An 18,280-nucleotide genomic window follows, 5' to 3' on the forward strand; every position below is an offset into this window, starting at 1 on the left:
GTAAGAATCTTTTTTAGAAGAGAGGTGCATGACGGATGGCTGCACATGAATTAAAAGAAGCCTTAGACACGTTGAAGGATACGGGAGTCCGGATTACTCCTCAACGTCATGCCATTCTGGAATATCTCGTGGATTCTATGGCACATCCGACAGCGGACGATATATATAAAGCCTTGGAAGGGAAATTCCCTAATATGAGTGTTGCGACAGTGTATAACAATTTGCGTGTATTCCGGGAAGCGGGGCTTGTAAAGGAACTGACGTACGGAGATGCGTCCAGCAGATTTGACTTTGTCACCTCTGACCATTATCACGCCATTTGTGAAAGTTGCGGAAAAATCGTAGACTTCCATTATCCCGGGCTTGACGAAGTGGAACAGCTTGCGGCTCACGTCACGGGGTTTAAGGTAAGCCACCACCGTTTGGAGATTTACGGCGTCTGCCAAGAATGTTCCAAAAAAGAAAACCACTAAACGAAGCTGACCGCTTTGATACGGTCAGCTTCGTTTATTTTACACTGTTTTTTCTGTTATAAGACTCATCGAACGCTTTGCCTTCCAATCCTTTATCCAATGTAAGCGGCTCTCTGCAATGCATGCACATATCCACTCTGCCCAGAATCTTCGTTTCTTTCTCGCAAGCGGGGCACATCACCCGGACCGCTTTTGTGGACAGCATGCCGATCCAAAAATAAACGGCGGTGCTGAGCCCGATCGACAGCAGGCCGAGAATCATAAACAAGCTGGCAAGCAAAACAGACTGCTTAAAGAACAGCCCGATGTACATAATGATAAACCCAACGAAAACCAAACTTAACGCAAACGTTCTGATCTTATTAATTTTGCTTGAGTATTTCGCCATGTCCATCCCCCTCTCGTTTAACTATAGCACAAAACAGATGGCATATTCTTCATGTTTTCGTAAGAAAAGGGAAGAATAAATATGGCACCTGAAAGGAAATTTGTTATAATAGTGCAATGTGTTTAGAAAAAAGGACTTTCATGTTTTATCATAGAAATGTAGAAACAATAGCTAGTGAAACAATCGCATTGGAGGAATCGTAATGGACAATCTTCTCCGTCCAATTTACCAAGAAAGAGCAAGTCATCCCGATACGCTGGCCGTCCTTATGATTGAGAGAAGGAGTAAAGCATCATCCATCACGGATAACTTTGATGCGGTCATGCTTGTCATTGTCAAACAGGCTGATGAACCTCTTTTTATAAAGCATTATGAATTCGAACAAAAAACCGCTTCTTTACATATTGTAACGGATGCTCTGCTTCAGGAATGGATTCTGCTTGGGACAAATAGAAGAGTCATAGATTGGATCATCAACGGCAAAGTGCTGTTTGACCGCAATGAATATATATCTGAACTCAATGACCGGCTCAGCACTTTTCCTTTCGCCGAGCGGAAATTAAAGATCGGAATGGAATACGGCAAGCTGATCAGAAGATTTGTAGAAGGAAAAGCGTTTTTTGAAGCTGATCATTTTCTGGATGCATATTATGCGGTAGTGCATGCTCTTCACCACTTGGCCCGCATAGAAGTGATTGACCGGGGGTTTTATCCCGAAACGACAGTCTGGAACCAGGTCCGTCACATTGAGCCGCAGGTATATAAGCTATATTCCGAACTTGTCGAGAGTCACGAAAGTTTGGAGAAAAGGCTCGAATTATTATTCTTAGCAAATGATTTTCTCATCCATTCAAAAGCTGAAATCGGTTCTGCGCACCTTTTTCAAGTGATGAAAGAAAAAGAAATGTGGCAGTTTGGAGAATTGCTGCAGCACCCTGAACTGCTGCACTTCACCCAAGATCTTGGTGTCATGCTTGATTACCTGACGGAAAAAGGCTTTGTTGAAGTATCTCAAATAGAGACCAAAGGGCAGGAAGTATATCATCGAGGATATTCTTTCAAAAAAAGTGTTGACGCTGAATCATAGGCATGGTATATTATTAAACGTCGCTGATGCGCTTCAACAAAAAGCTCACAGCGGCGGAGAAATAAAAACAAAAAAAACATTTGACAGCAACTTGCTGGAATGTTATACTGAAAAAGTCGCCTCGAGATGAGGTTGAGATGATCTTTGAAAACTAAACAAGACAAAACGTACCTGTTAATTCAAAGTTTTAAATAAATCGCACAGCGATGTGCGTAGTCAGTCAAACTACTTTATCGGAGAGTTTGATCCTGGCTCAGGACGAACGCTGGCGGCGTGCCTAATACATGCAAGTCGAGCGGACAGATGGGAGCTTGCTCCCTGATGTTAGCGGCGGACGGGTGAGTAACACGTGGGTAACCTGCCTGTAAGACTGGGATAACTCCGGGAAACCGGGGCTAATACCGGATGGTTGTTTGAACCGCATGGTTCAGACATAAAAGGTGGCTTCGGCTACCACTTACAGATGGACCCGCGGCGCATTAGCTAGTTGGTGAGGTAACGGCTCACCAAGGCGACGATGCGTAGCCGACCTGAGAGGGTGATCGGCCACACTGGGACTGAGACACGGCCCAGACTCCTACGGGAGGCAGCAGTAGGGAATCTTCCGCAATGGACGAAAGTCTGACGGAGCAACGCCGCGTGAGTGATGAAGGTTTTCGGATCGTAAAGCTCTGTTGTTAGGGAAGAACAAGTGCCGTTCAAATAGGGCGGCACCTTGACGGTACCTAACCAGAAAGCCACGGCTAACTACGTGCCAGCAGCCGCGGTAATACGTAGGTGGCAAGCGTTGTCCGGAATTATTGGGCGTAAAGGGCTCGCAGGCGGTTTCTTAAGTCTGATGTGAAAGCCCCCGGCTCAACCGGGGAGGGTCATTGGAAACTGGGGAACTTGAGTGCAGAAGAGGAGAGTGGAATTCCACGTGTAGCGGTGAAATGCGTAGAGATGTGGAGGAACACCAGTGGCGAAGGCGACTCTCTGGTCTGTAACTGACGCTGAGGAGCGAAAGCGTGGGGAGCGAACAGGATTAGATACCCTGGTAGTCCACGCCGTAAACGATGAGTGCTAAGTGTTAGGGGGTTTCCGCCCCTTAGTGCTGCAGCTAACGCATTAAGCACTCCGCCTGGGGAGTACGGTCGCAAGACTGAAACTCAAAGGAATTGACGGGGGCCCGCACAAGCGGTGGAGCATGTGGTTTAATTCGAAGCAACGCGAAGAACCTTACCAGGTCTTGACATCCTCTGACAATCCTAGAGATAGGACGTCCCCTTCGGGGGCAGAGTGACAGGTGGTGCATGGTTGTCGTCAGCTCGTGTCGTGAGATGTTGGGTTAAGTCCCGCAACGAGCGCAACCCTTGATCTTAGTTGCCAGCATTCAGTTGGGCACTCTAAGGTGACTGCCGGTGACAAACCGGAGGAAGGTGGGGATGACGTCAAATCATCATGCCCCTTATGACCTGGGCTACACACGTGCTACAATGGACAGAACAAAGGGCAGCGAAACCGCGAGGTTAAGCCAATCCCACAAATCTGTTCTCAGTTCGGATCGCAGTCTGCAACTCGACTGCGTGAAGCTGGAATCGCTAGTAATCGCGGATCAGCATGCCGCGGTGAATACGTTCCCGGGCCTTGTACACACCGCCCGTCACACCACGAGAGTTTGTAACACCCGAAGTCGGTGAGGTAACCTTTTAGGAGCCAGCCGCCGAAGGTGGGACAGATGATTGGGGTGAAGTCGTAACAAGGTAGCCGTATCGGAAGGTGCGGCTGGATCACCTCCTTTCTAAGGATTTTAACGGAATATAAGACCTTGGGTCTTATAAACAGAACGTTCCCTGTCTTGTTTAGTTTTGAAGGATCATTCCTTCAAAACATAGGAACACCTGCTAAATGCGCCACTTCCTGTGGCAACGCATGTGTTAGCATGTCCTATGCGTTGTTCTTTGAAAACTAGATAACAGAAGTAATTCACATTCAATTAGTAATACAAGATATCACGTAGTGATTCTTTTTAACGGTTAAGTTAGAAAGGGCGCACGGTGGATGCCTTGGCACTAGGAGCCGATGAAGGACGGGACGAACACCGATATGCTTCGGGGAGCTGTAAGCAAGCTTTGATCCGGAGATTTCCGAATGGGGAAACCCACCACTCGTAATGGAGTGGTATCCATATCTGAATACATAGGATATGAGAAGGCAGACCCGGGGAACTGAAACATCTAAGTACCCGGAGGAAGAGAAAGCAAATGCGATTCCCTGAGTAGCGGCGAGCGAAACGGGATCAGCCCAAACCAAGAGGCTTGCCTCTTGGGGTTGTAGGACACTCTGTACGGAGTTACAAAGGAACGAGGTAGATGAAGAGGTCTGGAAAGGCCCGCCATAGGAGGTAACAGCCCTGTAGTCAAAACTTCGTTCTCTCCTGAGTGGATCCTGAGTACGGCGGAACACGTGAAATTCCGTCGGAATCCGGGAGGACCATCTCCCAAGGCTAAATACTCCCTAGTGACCGATAGTGAACCAGTACCGTGAGGGAAAGGTGAAAAGCACCCCGGAAGGGGAGTGAAAGAGATCCTGAAACCGTGTGCCTACAAGTAGTCAGAGCCCGTTAACGGGTGATGGCGTGCCTTTTGTAGAATGAACCGGCGAGTTACGATCCCGTGCAAGGTTAAGCAGAAGATGCGGAGCCGCAGCGAAAGCGAGTCTGAATAGGGCGAATTGAGTACGTGGTCGTAGACCCGAAACCAGGTGATCTACCCATGTCCAGGGTGAAGTTCAGGTAACACTGAATGGAGGCCCGAACCCACGCACGTTGAAAAGTGCGGGGATGAGGTGTGGGTAGGGGTGAAATGCCAATCGAACCTGGAGATAGCTGGTTCTCTCCGAAATAGCTTTAGGGCTAGCCTCAAGGTAAGAGTCTCGGAGGTAGAGCACTGATTGGACTAGGGGCCCCTACCGGGTTACCGAATTCAGTCAAACTCCGAATGCCGATGACTTATCCTTGGGAGTCAGACTGCGAGTGATAAGATCCGTAGTCGAAAGGGAAACAGCCCAGACCGCCAGCTAAGGTCCCAAAGTATACGTTAAGTGGAAAAGGATGTGGAGTTGCTTAGACAACCAGGATGTTGGCTTAGAAGCAGCCACCATTTAAAGAGTGCGTAATAGCTCACTGGTCGAGTGACTCTGCGCCGAAAATGTACCGGGGCTAAACGTATCACCGAAGCTGCGGACTGTTCTTCGAACAGTGGTAGGAGAGCGTTCTAAGGGCTGTGAAGCAAGACCGGAAGGACTTGTGGAGCGCTTAGAAGTGAGAATGCCGGTATGAGTAGCGAAAGAGGGGTGAGAATCCCCTCCACCGAATGCCTAAGGTTTCCTGAGGAAGGCTCGTCCGCTCAGGGTTAGTCGGGACCTAAGCCGAGGCCGAAAGGCGTAGGCGATGGATAACAGGTTGATATTCCTGTACCACCTCCTCACCATTTGAGCAATGGGGGGACGCAGGAGGATAGGGTAAGCGCGGTATTGGATATCCGCGTCCAAGCAGTTAGGCTGGGAAATAGGCAAATCCGTTTCCCGTGAAGGCTGAGCTGTGATGGCGAGCGAATTATAGTAGCGAAGTTCCTGATTCCACACTGCCAAGAAAAGCCTCTAGCGAGGTGAGAGGTGCCCGTACCGCAAACCGACACAGGTAGGCGAGGAGAGAATCCTAAGGTGATCGAGAGAACTCTCGTTAAGGAACTCGGCAAAATGACCCCGTAACTTCGGGAGAAGGGGTGCTCTGTTAGGGTGCAAGCCCGAGAGAGCCGCAGTGAATAGGCCCAGGCGACTGTTTAGCAAAAACACAGGTCTCTGCGAAGCCGTAAGGCGAAGTATAGGGGCTGACGCCTGCCCGGTGCTGGAAGGTTAAGAGGAGCGCTTAGCGTAAGCGAAGGTGCGAATTGAAGCCCCAGTAAACGGCGGCCGTAACTATAACGGTCCTAAGGTAGCGAAATTCCTTGTCGGGTAAGTTCCGACCCGCACGAAAGGCGCAACGATCTGGGCACTGTCTCAACGAGAGACTCGGTGAAATTATAGTACCTGTGAAGATGCAGGTTACCCGCGACAGGACGGAAAGACCCCGTGGAGCTTTACTGCAGCCTGATATTGAATGTTGGTACAGCTTGTACAGGATAGGTAGGAGCCTTGGAAACCGGAGCGCCAGCTTCGGTGGAGGCATCGGTGGGATACTACCCTGGCTGTATTGACCTTCTAACCCGCCGCCCTTATCGGGCGGGGAGACAGTGTCAGGTGGGCAGTTTGACTGGGGCGGTCGCCTCCTAAAAGGTAACGGAGGCGCCCAAAGGTTCCCTCAGAATGGTTGGAAATCATTCGCAGAGTGTAAAGGCACAAGGGAGCTTGACTGCGAGACCTACAAGTCGAGCAGGGACGAAAGTCGGGCTTAGTGATCCGGTGGTTCCGCATGGAAGGGCCATCGCTCAACGGATAAAAGCTACCCCGGGGATAACAGGCTTATCTCCCCCAAGAGTCCACATCGACGGGGAGGTTTGGCACCTCGATGTCGGCTCATCGCATCCTGGGGCTGTAGTCGGTCCCAAGGGTTGGGCTGTTCGCCCATTAAAGCGGTACGCGAGCTGGGTTCAGAACGTCGTGAGACAGTTCGGTCCCTATCCGTCGCGGGCGCAGGAAATTTGAGAGGAGCTGTCCTTAGTACGAGAGGACCGGGATGGACGCACCGCTGGTGTACCAGTTGTTCTGCCAAGGGCATCGCTGGGTAGCTATGTGCGGACGGGATAAGTGCTGAAAGCATCTAAGCATGAAGCCCCCCTCAAGATGAGATTTCCCATTCCGCAAGGAAGTAAGATCCCTGAAAGATGATCAGGTTGATAGGTCTGAGGTGGAAGTGTGGCGACACATGGAGCTGACAGATACTAATCGATCGAGGACTTAACCAATTTGAATGTATGCTTACTGTTATCTAGTTTTGAGAGAATTTTTTTCAAAAAAACTCTTGCTTTTTCTGAAATACATAGTATAATAATACATGTCACTAAAACGTCTGGTGATGATGGCGAAGAGGTCACACCCGTTCCCATGCCGAACACGGAAGTTAAGCTCTTCAGCGCCGATGGTAGTCGGGGGTTTCCCCCTGTGAGAGTAGGACATCGCCAGGCAGACTTCATTCCGCAGTAGCTCAGTGGTAGAGCTATCGGCTGTTAACCGATCGGTCGTAGGTTCGAATCCTACCTGCGGAGCCATTTATGGAGAGCTGTCCGAGTGGCCGAAGGAGCACGATTGGAAATCGTGTAGGCGGTAACCCCGTCTCAAGGGTTCGAATCCCTTGCTCTCCGCCACTAATTATTAATACATAACAAACGAAAAAATACCAGGGCCCGTTGGTCAAGCGGTTAAGACACCGCCCTTTCACGGCGGTAACACGGGTTCGAATCCCGTACGGGTCACTTATATGATGGAGGATTAGCTCAGCTGGGAGAGCATCTGCCTTACAAGCAGAGGGTCGGCGGTTCGAGCCCGTCATCCTCCACCATTATTATCGCGGGGTGGAGCAGTTCGGTAGCTCGTCGGGCTCATAACCCGAAGGTCGCAGGTTCAAATCCTGCCCCCGCAACCAAAAATTAAATGGTCCGGTAGTTCAGTTGGTTAGAATGCCTGCCTGTCACGCAGGAGGTCGCGGGTTCGAGTCCCGTCCGGACCGCCATTTATAAAAAGGCTCGGTAGCTCAGTTGGTAGAGCAACGGACTGAAAATCCGTGTGTCGGCGGTTCGATTCCGTCCCGAGCCACCATTTGCCGGTCTAGCTCAATTGGTAGAGCAACTGACTTGTAATCAGTAGGTTGGGGGTTCAAGTCCTCTGGCCGGCACTCTAAATGATGGAGGGGTAGCGAAGTGGCTAAACGCGGCGGACTGTAAATCCGCTCCCTCAGGGTTCGGCAGTTCGAATCTGCCCCCCTCCACCATTTTATAAATAGGGGCATAGTTTAACGGTAGAACAGAGGTCTCCAAAACCTCCGGTGTGGGTTCGATTCCTACTGCCCCTGCCATTATATTATTTATTCATCTTCAGATTATGGCGGTTGTGGCGAAGTGGTTAACGCACCAGATTGTGGCTCTGGCACTCGTGGGTTCGATTCCCATCAATCGCCCCATATTATCATTGGGCTATAGCCAAGCGGTAAGGCAACGGACTTTGACTCCGTCATGCGTTGGTTCGAATCCAGCTAGCCCAGTTGCATTTTTTAAAAAACAACAGCATAAGATGTATTAAGTTCTTTTACATGTTGCGGAAGTAGTTCAGTGGTAGAACATCACCTTGCCAAGGTGGGGGTCGCGGGTTCGAATCCCGTCTTCCGCTCCAAATTACGGCGGCATAGCCAAGTGGTAAGGCAGAGGTCTGCAAAACCTTTATCCCCGGTTCGAATCCGGGTGTCGCCTTTCTATTGCCGGGGTGGTGGAATTGGCAGACACACAGGACTTAAAATCCTGCGGTAGGTGACTACCGTGCCGGTTCAAGTCCGGCCCTCGGCACCAATTTAACTTTGAACGAACTATGTTAAATTGGTCATCAATTTTCACATTATAAAACATATATGAGAGTGATTTGCATATTGCAGATCACTCTTTTTATATAATAAAAACGTAATGACTATCAATATAAGCTTTTTGCTTGTATCGTATATACTGCATTACCATTTAAAAAACTTTGCTAAAACCGTTGACGTTTTATGAAATACATGTTATATTTATATATGTCGGTTGAACACGACGCATTACATGCCGGTGTGGCGGAATTGGCAGACGCGCACGACTCAAAATCGTGTTCCTTCTGGAGTGCCGGTTCGACCCCGGCCACCGGTATTAATTTTATAAAACGTCAATTACAGAAAAATTAAGTAATATCAACGTTTTTAACGTCTTTCTACAATAATGTAGGAAGGCGTTTTTTCTTGTTTTAATGGCCTTTATTTACACGATAATATAATTTCAAATCGTGTGCACTAATCGTTTTCACAGAGAAAGGGGAATTGTCATGATGGCTAGAAAACACCTTAGTTGAAAAGGGATTGACTATCCTAGAAAGCGAAACAAAGTCATATATAGAATCATTTCAGGAGTCAATAAACTGTGAGTTGCGAAATTTAAGACTACTATAAAATAATATACGAATGAATTTAGTGCTTTTCTGGTAAACTTAAGAGGATCAAAGAATAGATACTCAACTATTAAATCTGTACAACTTTACTCCTGACCACGCAAAGGGAAATGTAATACTGTACATGAAGAATTATAAAGGGAACAGGATAATTACTATCAATACTCTCTTTAAGGGTTTTACGTGCTTTTTCAAAAGATTTAGTGTTAAAATTATCCTGTGAAGTTAATACCTAAGGAGAGATGAGTGTGAGTGTAGGAAAAAAGAACAAATACGACCAAATTTTACAAAATCAAATTGAAGAATCTATAGAAGAGTATCTTACTGAACGTAGCAGTAATGACTCCGTAAGTGTCGGGGACAGTTTTTGTGAGTGGATACTTTATAATATATTCGAGTTAAGAGAAGACGAAGTAGCAGAAGCTAAAGAAATAGGTGGGAAGTTTGATAACGGTTTAGATGCTGTTTTTGAATATAACGGTGAAGTTCACTTATTACAAAGTAAGTATAAGACATCCCACAATATTGACTCCACACAAAGATTTATAGCTGATTGCCAACGAGTATGTATAGAAGAACCAACTACAGAAAGAGATTCTGTAAAAGAAGCATGTAAAAATGTTAGAGAGTCATATCAGAATGATGAGACTATAAATTGTTACTATATTACGAACAACCATATAAGTGATTGGGAAAGAGTGCAAATAAAATCCAACTTAAAACATCTTAGTATGGAATTTAAGAATTTAAATTTCTTCTTACATGATTTAGATGATATTCAGGAAAGTATAGAAATAAAAAAGGGACTGTTACCAAAAGACTTTCGTGAAAAAACATTCAGGTTGAATATAGAAGAGAATTTCTCTACTTTTGAAACGACTGTAGCAAAAGTAAGAGTTAAAGACTTTTCTCAATTTGTTAACGAAGGTGAAAACCTTCTCTTCCATTCAAATATAAGAAACTATCTAAAGAGTACTAAAATTAACAAAGGTATTAAAGATACTATAAGAAATGAACCTGAGAACTTTTGGTATTACAATAATGGGGTTACTGTGGTTTGTGATGAGTACTATGAGACTATGGGGAGTTTAGTAATGAAAGCACCGCAAATAGTTAATGGGTGCCAAACTGCCAAAACTCTGGGGGATTTCTATAAGCACAAGACCAATAAAGAACTCTCTGCTTTAGAATCCAATGGACACTTGCTTGTGAAAGTGATTAAAACTAAACGAAGTGCTGAGGAATCTCAAAAGAAAGAGTTAAGAGACAATATTACAAGGTACACAAATAGCCAAAATGCTGTTAGAGGGCTGGATTTTTATGCTTTAGACAGATTTCAAAATGGCTTAAAAGATCGAATGAAAAATTTGGGTTATTTTTATGAAATACAAAGAGGGGCATTCATAACTTTAGATCGAAAAGAACAAGAGTCCTATAGAGGTAATGATAGTTATAATTATTTGCTTGGAAGTGTTAATAGAAAGAAAAAATACGTTCTGCCTGCGAAAGAAGTAATTCAATCTTTTACAGCTGCTATAAAACTAATGCCGAATGTAGCTTATGGGCGAGCTAACGAATTGACTCCAGTAGGTAGTAGGTGGAAAGATATAATGAATGAAGAAACTAAAGGTCTACCTTTAGAACATTTTCTCTTTCCTTATTTAATTTTAATGTATGCTAAAGAAGAACTAAAATATAAGAGTGGATCAAATGACTTTAGAGTTAATTCAGCATTCCTTTTTATTGCAACATATTATTTACTAATTACAGAAATGGTCAATAAACATGCAGATAAGGAATACGATTCTGCCGACAAAATAAATGTTGAAGTTTTTAAAGATATCTTTAATAATCAGAACCTTAATAAGCAATTGTTACTGATTACTAATAGAACGCTTAGGTCATTCTTTAAAGATTTTTCAATTGAAGAAGCAATAGGAGATAACTTAAGAGGTTTCGTACAAAATAAAATGAAAAAAGGAAGCACCTTCTGGATTATCCTTGAAAGAAAAATTTATCATAATCTAGATGATTTAGAATTTGAGAATATTGAAGTTTATGAAGAGATAAAGGAAATAATTTCAAAAAATATCTGACGTTACAACATTGTCCCTGTAACATAACGCACGAAAATATTCTTTATTAATCTCTGAAGGATATAGGTTAATTAAGTATAAGTCGTGTTAATACAAAATTATTAAATTATTCTAGACTTCAATTATCTGCAGAATTACTTAATACACCTGGAAATTAACGATAATAATATTAGCTCCAGAAGGAACTTTTTTGACTCAAAATCGTGTTCCTTCTGGAGTGCCGGTTCGACCCCGGCACCGGTATAAAAAGGGTTCTACATATGTAGAAGCTTTTTTTGTTGTATGAAAATATCCTCCAAAGCTTGTGAAAAATGATAAGTCTGCGGCCGGTTATATCCTGTTATATCAGTTCATCTTAGGGAACTTGGGGGCTATTAATGCCGCTCGGCGTAACGCTGGCGGTTCAGTCACATACCAGCTTATTATTAGCGATCGGGGCTGTGTTTGCGAGCGGAACATTTGGAGCGTTTGCTTCTCCTCTCAGTGATAATACGGTGACAACCTGTACGGTGTTGGGGATCGATGTTGTGAAGTATGCCCGTTCGAAGCTTGTTCCGGCGCTTATCGCCGCAGGGATCTCCGTTGTGTTATACGGTGCGTTTTCATTTTTCAGATAACAAATACTTTTTGAAGGCGTTATCCGAAAATGGGATAACGCCTTTTTATGAGCTGTTATACTAGAGAAAAAAAGAGGTGATGACGTGAAGCAGATTATTGCAATGGGCGGCGGAGGCTTTTCCATGGAGCCGGATCATCTTGTGCTGGATCAGTATATTTTAGAGCAGTCGGCGCGGTCAAAGCCGAAAGTTTGTTTTTTGCCGACGGCAAGCGGAGATTCGGAGAATTATATCGGCAGGTTTTATCAGGCCTTTCAAAAGCTGCGGTGTGAGCCGGATCACTTGACGCTGTTTAAACCACCGGGTTCTGATCTCAGATCCTTTCTCATGAAGAAAGATATTATATATGTCGGCGGCGGAAATACGCGCAATATGCTTGTATTATGGAAAGAGTGGGGGCTTGACCTTATTCTTCGTGAGGCTTGGGAAAACGGCATCATGTTGGCGGGTCTCAGCGCCGGGGCGATTTGCTGGTATGAAGAAGGATTGACGGATTCAGCTGGAGATTTGAGAGAGTTAAGAGCTTTAGGATTTTTGCCGGGCAGCTTTTGTCCGCACTATGACGGAGAAGCGGAGCGCCGGCCGGTGTATCACCGTCTGATTTCAGAAAAGAAACTCAGGGAGGGCTATGCCGCTGATGACGGCGCTGCGCTTCATTATAAAGACGGTCAGCTGTTCCGGGCTGTCTCTTCCCGGGAAACCGCAAAGGGTTATCGGGTTTTTAATACCGAAGAAGGCGTTCGAGAAATAGAGCTTATGACTGTCCAATTATCTGAATTTTGATAATATGCTTTTTTTTGTACACAACTTATGTTACGATGAGAGCGAAATCAATAGTTACTGGGGGTGCCCGTCTGAGCGGGCTGAGAGAGAAGCGGCGGCTTCTTAACCCTTTGGACCTGATCTGGTTCGTACCAGCGTGGGGAAGTAAAGGTTTTATTATTGTTGAAGAAAACAATAATAGTTTCTTTCTGACTGCAAAACCGGGTTCTTCTTTGAACCCGGTTTTTTTGTGCTGGTGCTGAGCTTGGTTCTGTTATTCAAATGATAAAGGAGAGATTTGTATGCAAAATCAATCAGTACAGCAAGCGAACATTTCCATTATGTCGAGTTTTTCCGGCAGTAAAAAGGTTTATGCAGAAGGTTCTTCGCCCGATATACGAGTGCCGATGCGGGAAATCAGCCTGAGTGCGACTACGGGGGCATTCGGGGAAGAGGAGAATGCGCCGGTCCGTGTTTATGATACGAGCGGGCCGTATACAGACCCGGATGTACAAATTGATATTCATGAAGGGCTGGGGGCGCTCCGCACAAAGTGGATTACCGGGCGCGGAGATGTAGAGGAATATAACGGCCGGACCGTGAAGCCTGAAGACAACGGTTATAAAAAAGAGGGCCGTGCCGCCGAATACCCCGGCCTACAGCGGAAACCGCTTCGGGCCAAGCCGGGGAAAAATGTAACACAATTGCATTATGCGAGAAGAGGCATCATTACGCCGGAAATGGAGTTTATCGCAATACGTGAGCATGTGTCTCCCGAATTTGTCAGGGAAGAGGTGGCGAGCGGACGGGCGATTATTCCTTCTAATGTCAACCACCCGGAAAGCGAGCCGATGATTATCGGCCGGAATTTTCATGTGAAAATTAATGCAAATATCGGCAACTCGGCTGTTACATCTTCTATCGAAGAAGAAGTCGAAAAAATGACGTGGGCGATTCGCTGGGGCGCCGATACGATGATGGACTTATCCACGGGAAAAGACATTCATACGACGCGTGAATGGATTATCCGCAACTGTCCCGTGCCTGTGGGGACGGTGCCGATTTATCAGGCGCTTGAAAAAGTTAATGGCATTGCCGAGGATTTAACGTGGGACATTTATCGTGACACATTGATTGAGCAGGCGGAGCAGGGTGTGGATTATTTTACCATCCATGCCGGCGTACTGCTTCGTTACGTCCCGTTAACGGCCAAACGCACGACGGGAATCGTATCCCGCGGCGGGGCGATTATGGCGCAATGGTGCCTGGCTCATCATCAGGAAAGCTTTCTGTACACGCATTTTGAAGAAATTTGTGAAATCATGAAGACCTATGATATCGCTTTTTCACTTGGTGACGGGCTTCGCCCCGGTTCGATTGCGGATGCCAATGATGAGGCGCAGTTTGCGGAATTGGAGACTCTCGGAGAATTGACGGGGATCGCGTGGAAGCACGATGTGCAAGTGATGATCGAAGGACCGGGTCATGTGCCGATGCATAAAATTAAGGAAAACATGGACAAGCAGCTGGAAATTTGTAAAGAGGCGCCTTTTTACACGCTCGGGCCATTAACGACGGATATCGCTCCGGGTTATGACCACATTACTTCAGCAATCGGCGCGGCGATGATCGGCTGGTACGGGACGGCGATGCTTTGCTATGTCACGCCGAAGGAGCATTTGGGGCTGCCGAATCGTGATGATGTAAGAGAAGGCGTCATTACGTACAAAATCGCGGCACATGCCGCAGACCTTGCTAAAGGGCATCCGGGTGCACAGATCCGTGACGATGCCCTGTCTAAGGCGCGGTTTGAATTCCGGTGGCGTGATCAATTTCATTTGTCGCTTGATCCTGAAAGAGCAATGGAATATCATGATGAAACGCTGCCGGCTGAAGGCGCAAAAACGGCTCACTTCTGTTCGATGTGCGGTCCGAAGTTCTGCAGCATGAGAATTTCTCAGGATATTCGTGATTATGCGAAGGAAAACGGACTTACTGAAGACGAGGCCGTCAATGAAGGGCTGAAAGAAAAAGCAAAAGAGTTTGCGGAGAAGGGAAGCCGCTTATATCAATAAAAGAAAAGATGAAGATGGAGTTTGCCCATCTTCATCTTTTTTAGAAAAACGGTGAACGGCGAAGCGGCGGAATGCTCTGCTCAAATCGGAATATATTTTCCGGATCGTATTTCGTTTTGACTTGACGGAGGCGGTGAACATTTTCTCCGTAATATGTTTGCAGCCAGTTTCTGATTTCTCTATCAGGCCAATTCACGTAATCTCCCATCGTTTCTCTTGATAGGGACGTTCTCAGTCCTTCGATCCAGCGGACATTTTGTCTTTCTTCTTCAGCAGATGTCCAAGTTGTAATATATTCTTGGGCAATGATTGCGTTGCGATAGTAGAATGCCGTTTGGTCCGGAGCGATCCGTCCGGCCGCCCCGCCGAGAGACTGCTGCCAGACACTGGCGTTTTCGTTCGGAGCGTGCTCTAAATAGCGCTTTAAAGTGGAAATCGCGCGTGAAGATAATGATTTTTCAATAAAGGATCCTGACCGCTTCATCTTTTGCGGCTGATTGCCTCCCGGGCTGTTAAAAAAGGCTGCCGCTTTAATAAATGGCACTGTCTTGACCATGCCGCTTGCCGGTTTTCCCGCTTTCATTAACGGAGCCAGCAGTTCTTTCAGCTCATCCTTTGTCCCGGTAAATTGACCGAGCGCTTCTATGCGGTTGACTTCCTTAGGCCAAAACTGAATGGATGAGGTAAGCCGGTTGTCTGTAAATGGAGCCCAGCGCTGCCACGTGTTAAATACTTCCTCAAAATCATCCCAGCCCCAAGTGACAGAAAAAACAGACACGCACGAGATCGGCACGGCTTTAAACATCATGGATGTGACAATGCCGAAGTTGCCTCCCCCTCCTCCCTGAGACGCCCAAAATAGATCAGAGTGCTTTGAACGGTTGACTGTGACCAAGTCAGCACCCGCTTTTTCGTCCGCTATGATCATTTCGAGCTGGAGGAGACGATCGCAAGTAAGTCCGGCTGTCCTTGTTAAATATCCGATTCCTCCCCCGAGCGTCAGCCCCGTGATTCCCACATTCGCAATGGTTCCCGCCGGAAGGGTCAAGCCGTACCGCCAGAGTGTCCGGTAGACTTCTCCCAATTCGGCTCCCGCTTCAATCGAGACCAGCCGTGTATCCTCATTTACTCTTATTTTCTTCATTTCACTGAGATCAATGACTAGTCCGTTATTTAACAGGGAAAAATTTTCGTAGCTGTGTCTTCCGCCTCTGATACGGAAAGGCACATTGTTCTCACGCGCCCATCTCAGCGCATTGAGGGCGTCATGTTTATTTTGACAAAACACAATGATGTCTGGATATCTTTGCAGGCTTAAATTGATATTGGTTCTTGCAGTATTATAGTCCGGGTCATCTTTTTTGACGATGCGACCGGTCAATGTTGTCTTTTCCACATTCTCACTCACTTTCACTTGTACTCTGCTATGTTTTCTAGCATATGCGGAAAAATGAGAGAGTGTATGAAGAAAACCCCCGGAAGGAAACGATATTTTAAATTATAGTTGACAGGTAGGGATTGTATGAATTAACATAATCATTACATATTTCCAAACGATGGCTGATCGGATCACCGAAGGCTCTTATCTTTTAAACAGATAAGGGCCTTTTTTGCGTGAAAGTCATTGAATGAAATGAAAAGCGGAGGGATGAAAAGTGGCGTTAAAAAAGGTATCACATGTGCGCAAAAAGAGCAAAAAACGAAAAAAGTACAGAAAACACACATTGAATTTCGAACTGCTTGTAGAGAAAAACAAACGGGAGATTATGAGAAATGAGGAACAGATGGAGCAGATTTATATAAAGATAGATGAAAAGCATGCGGGGGTTCGATAAAGATGAAGGAGAGAAAATGGAGGATAAAAACAACGGTACTTGCGCTGTCGGTATCCATCATGTTATCAGGGTGCGCGTTAGGGAGTGCCGGAGAAGAACCGTCATCTGCGGCTGATAAAAAGGAAGAAACACGTATTGCCCATGTCAAGACAAAGGAATTTAAAGCTTCTCATCCGGCGGCGATTCCCGCTAAATCGAAAGCCAGAACTGACACTTTTGTTGCTGGGATTTCCGCGCCGGGCGGCGTGTTTCTGCCGTACTTTTACGAAAACGGCTGGGACGGAAATGCGACAGATCCTATTTTTGAACCGTTAGTCAAACTGGATAAAACGGGGAAGCCTGCCCCGGCTCTTGCGGAAAGCTGGAAAATTTCCAAAGATCAGCTTACATACACGTTCCGTTTAAGAAAAAATCTCGTTTTCAGCGACGGTTCACCGCTGACTGCAAAGGATGCCGCATTCACTTTAACACTGCTGCATGATCCTGCATACGCGGGCTATGAAGATATCACCACGGCCTATATTAAAGGCGGTAAGGCTTACAAAGAAGGAAAGGCAAAGACGATAGAGGGCATACGCGTCCTTGATGACAGAACCATTCAAATTACGACTGAGAAAGTCAGTGCGAAGTCGCTGCTTCTTTTGGGAGGGCAGGTGCTGTCAGAAGCCTACTACGGGAAGAAATATCAATTCGGCAAACTGGACTATTTAAAAGAGCTTTATGCCAAACCGCTCGGAGCGGGACCTTATCAATTTACAGAATACCTTCCGGGACAGGAAATACGCTATCAGGCTAATGAACACTATTATGCCGGAAAACCGAAAACCGAAAAGCTGATTTATAAAATTATCGATCCGTCAACTTCTCTTCAGCTGTTTGAAACGGGTAACCTTGATTACGCTTCTTTCTCACCTGATGATGATACGGTTCAGCATTTAAAAAGTCTCGGTTTTGCTAATATAAGCGTATCTGTCGTGAATGATTACGGGCTTGTGTACGTCAATCACAAGCGTCCGCCTTTTCAAGATAAGAAAGTGTCCCAGGCGCTTATTTACGGACTTGACCGTCAAAAAATCGTCGATGTCCGCTTTAAACGCTACGGAGAGGTCGCGAATGTTCCGGTGTCTCCGGTTTCGTGGGCTTATGATGACAAAGGTGTCAATCGGTACGCGTTTAACCCTGAAAAAGCCAAAAAGCTTCTCGATGATGCAGGCTGGAAAACGGGCAAAGACGGTGTACGTGAAAAAAACGGCAAAAAGCTTGAAATCAGCTATTACACGTCTAAAGCGGATGATGATTTCATCCCGATCGCGAAAGAAAATTACGCGGACATCGGAATCTCATTAAAACCGGAAGTCATGGATTTTAATACAGAAGTAGCGAAAATAAATGACAAACAATACGACCTTGCCGCCGTTTCCACCTCGCAGATTCTTGATCCGAATGACACGGTGGAAAAGCTGGCTTCCGGCCATCCCAATAATGTAACGGGATATTCCAATCCGAAAGCGGACCGGCTGATAGAGAAAGGAGCCGGCACGCTTGATATCAGCAAAAGAAAAGAGATTTATCACCAGCTGTACCGGGAGCTCGGGGAAAACCCGCCTTACATTCTGATTCATTACCGTCAGAGCGCAAGGGCGGTCAGCGGAAAAATAAAAGGGCTTGAGCCTGACAATTATTCTGGAATCAGTTCAAGTCTCTCAAATGTCTCAATTCAATAGAACGGTTGGGCAAAAACCCGGTGCATCCTGGGGATTTTGCCCTTTCAGCGGAAAGGAGGGGCTTT

9 protein-coding genes, 16 tRNA genes, 3 rRNA genes, 1 pseudogene and 1 riboswitch are annotated in these 18,280 nt (G+C 46.1%); of the genes and pseudogenes, 27 read left to right on the top strand and 2 right to left on the bottom strand.

All coding sequences use genetic code 11. The features are described 5' to 3' along the window. Positions 1-35 precede the first annotated feature (35 nt). Entirely contained in the window at positions 36-473 is a 438-nt protein-coding gene (gene perR / locus U2H13_RS04500; RefSeq protein ID WP_003155465.1) for a peroxide-responsive transcriptional repressor PerR, read from the top strand. A gap of 34 nt (positions 474-507) precedes the next feature. On the opposite strand, the gene U2H13_RS04505 is transcribed toward perR, so the two are convergent. Beyond that, a complete protein-coding gene (locus U2H13_RS04505) occupies positions 508-861 on the bottom strand; it encodes a YgzB family protein (protein WP_007408568.1) in 354 nt (117 codons plus the stop codon). Between the two features lie 202 nt (positions 862-1,063). On the opposite strand from U2H13_RS04505, the gene U2H13_RS04510 reads away from it, so the two are divergent. The 24 genes and pseudogenes from U2H13_RS04510 to thiC all read left to right on the top strand — a co-directional run bounded on the left by U2H13_RS04510 (position 1,064) and on the right by thiC (position 14,656). Beyond that, entirely contained in the window at positions 1,064-1,948 is an 885-nt protein-coding gene (locus U2H13_RS04510; protein WP_014417244.1) for a nucleotidyltransferase-like protein, read from the top strand. A gap of 230 nt (positions 1,949-2,178) precedes the next feature. Further along, positions 2,179-3,728, top strand: a 16S ribosomal RNA gene (locus tag U2H13_RS04515). 233 nt (positions 3,729-3,961) lie between these two features. Continuing rightward, a 23S ribosomal RNA gene (locus U2H13_RS04520) occupies positions 3,962-6,891 on the top strand. A gap of 103 nt (positions 6,892-6,994) precedes the next feature. After that, positions 6,995-7,110: ribosomal RNA gene (gene rrf, locus U2H13_RS04525) — 5S ribosomal RNA — on the top strand. Together the 16S, 23S and 5S rRNA genes with 16 tRNA genes alongside form the textbook arrangement of a ribosomal RNA operon. A 9-nt stretch (positions 7,111-7,119) precedes the next feature. Beyond that, positions 7,120-7,194 (top strand) — tRNA-Asn (locus U2H13_RS04530). Positions 7,195-7,199: 5 nt separating this feature from the next. After that, a tRNA-Ser gene (locus U2H13_RS04535) sits at positions 7,200-7,290 on the top strand. A 36-nt stretch (positions 7,291-7,326) separates the two neighbouring features. Next, positions 7,327-7,398 (top strand) — tRNA-Glu (locus U2H13_RS04540). Positions 7,399-7,408: 10 nt separating this feature from the next. Further along, positions 7,409-7,484: transfer RNA gene (locus U2H13_RS04545), tRNA-Val, on the top strand. 7 nt (positions 7,485-7,491) lie between these two features. After that, positions 7,492-7,568 (top strand) — tRNA-Met (locus U2H13_RS04550). 10 nt (positions 7,569-7,578) lie between these two features. Next, a tRNA-Asp gene (locus tag U2H13_RS04555) sits at positions 7,579-7,655 on the top strand. 10 nt (positions 7,656-7,665) lie between these two features. After that, positions 7,666-7,741 (top strand) — tRNA-Phe (locus tag U2H13_RS04560). A 3-nt stretch (positions 7,742-7,744) separates the two neighbouring features. Beyond that, positions 7,745-7,817 (top strand) — tRNA-Thr (locus U2H13_RS04565). An 11-nt stretch (positions 7,818-7,828) separates the two neighbouring features. After that, a tRNA-Tyr gene (locus U2H13_RS04570) sits at positions 7,829-7,913 on the top strand. 10 nt (positions 7,914-7,923) lie between these two features. Beyond that, positions 7,924-7,997: transfer RNA gene (locus U2H13_RS04575), tRNA-Trp, on the top strand. Between the two features lie 29 nt (positions 7,998-8,026). Beyond that, positions 8,027-8,102 (top strand) — tRNA-His (locus U2H13_RS04580). 9 nt (positions 8,103-8,111) lie between these two features. Then, positions 8,112-8,183 (top strand) — tRNA-Gln (locus U2H13_RS04585). 53 nt (positions 8,184-8,236) lie between these two features. Next, positions 8,237-8,311 (top strand) — tRNA-Gly (locus tag U2H13_RS04590). A gap of 6 nt (positions 8,312-8,317) precedes the next feature. Then, positions 8,318-8,388: transfer RNA gene (locus U2H13_RS04595), tRNA-Cys, on the top strand. A gap of 7 nt (positions 8,389-8,395) precedes the next feature. Continuing rightward, positions 8,396-8,484 (top strand) — tRNA-Leu (locus tag U2H13_RS04600). A gap of 245 nt (positions 8,485-8,729) precedes the next feature. Next, positions 8,730-8,811, top strand: a tRNA-Leu gene (locus U2H13_RS04605). A gap of 543 nt (positions 8,812-9,354) precedes the next feature. Then, positions 9,355-11,202 carry an AIPR family protein gene (locus U2H13_RS04610; protein WP_053285094.1) on the top strand — a complete coding sequence of 616 codons (1,848 nt, stop codon included), beginning with the start codon at positions 9,355-9,357 and terminating at the stop codon, positions 11,200-11,202. A 320-nt stretch (positions 11,203-11,522) separates the two neighbouring features. Beyond that, positions 11,523-11,819, top strand: a pseudogene (locus tag U2H13_RS04615) (Na+/H+ antiporter NhaC family protein); the annotation flags it as partial. A gap of 84 nt (positions 11,820-11,903) precedes the next feature. Further along, a complete protein-coding gene (locus U2H13_RS04620; protein ID WP_128496520.1) occupies positions 11,904-12,602 on the top strand; it encodes a peptidase E in 699 nt (232 codons plus the stop codon). Positions 12,603-12,651: 49 nt separating this feature from the next. Then, positions 12,652-12,762: riboswitch (TPP riboswitch) on the top strand. A gap of 121 nt (positions 12,763-12,883) precedes the next feature. Beyond that, positions 12,884-14,656, top strand: a complete 1,773-nt coding sequence (gene thiC / locus U2H13_RS04625) for a phosphomethylpyrimidine synthase ThiC (RefSeq protein ID WP_376700696.1) — start codon at positions 12,884-12,886, stop codon at positions 14,654-14,656. Positions 14,657-14,696: 40 nt separating this feature from the next. Here thiC and U2H13_RS04630 read toward each other — a convergent pair whose 3' ends face one another. Next, complete coding sequence (locus tag U2H13_RS04630) at positions 14,697-16,052, bottom strand: FAD-binding oxidoreductase (RefSeq protein WP_376700698.1); 1,356 nt, start codon at positions 16,050-16,052, stop codon at positions 14,697-14,699. A 259-nt stretch (positions 16,053-16,311) separates the two neighbouring features. Between U2H13_RS04630 and U2H13_RS04635 the strand changes: the two genes are divergently transcribed. Next, complete coding sequence (locus tag U2H13_RS04635; RefSeq protein ID WP_003155431.1) at positions 16,312-16,491, top strand: FbpB family small basic protein; 180 nt, start codon at positions 16,312-16,314, stop codon at positions 16,489-16,491. Between the two features lie 2 nt (positions 16,492-16,493). Then, positions 16,494-18,215 (top strand): ABC transporter substrate-binding protein, encoded by a 1,722-nt coding sequence (locus U2H13_RS04640; RefSeq protein WP_014417249.1) that lies wholly within the window; start codon positions 16,494-16,496, stop codon positions 18,213-18,215. Positions 18,216-18,280: the final 65 nt, after the last annotated feature.

This window comes from Bacillus sp. A1 (assembly GCF_042296235.1).
GTDB classification, from domain to species: Bacteria; Bacillota; Bacilli; order Bacillales; family Bacillaceae; genus Bacillus; species Bacillus velezensis.

Excerpts from the sequence above, each read along its gene's own strand:
- U2H13_RS04510 (WP_014417244.1), top strand. The coding sequence starts at position 1,064 with ATGGACAATCTTCTCCGTCCAATTTACCAAGAAAGAGCAAGTCATCCC.
- thiC (WP_376700696.1), top strand. The coding sequence starts at position 12,884 with ATGCAAAATCAATCAGTACAGCAAGCGAACATTTCCATTATGTCGAGT.
- U2H13_RS04505 (WP_007408568.1), bottom strand. The coding sequence starts at position 861 with ATGGCGAAATACTCAAGCAAAATTAATAAGATCAGAACGTTTGCGTTA.
- perR (WP_003155465.1), top strand. The coding sequence starts at position 36 with ATGGCTGCACATGAATTAAAAGAAGCCTTAGACACGTTGAAGGATACG.
- U2H13_RS04640 (WP_014417249.1), top strand. The coding sequence starts at position 16,494 with ATGAAGGAGAGAAAATGGAGGATAAAAACAACGGTACTTGCGCTGTCG.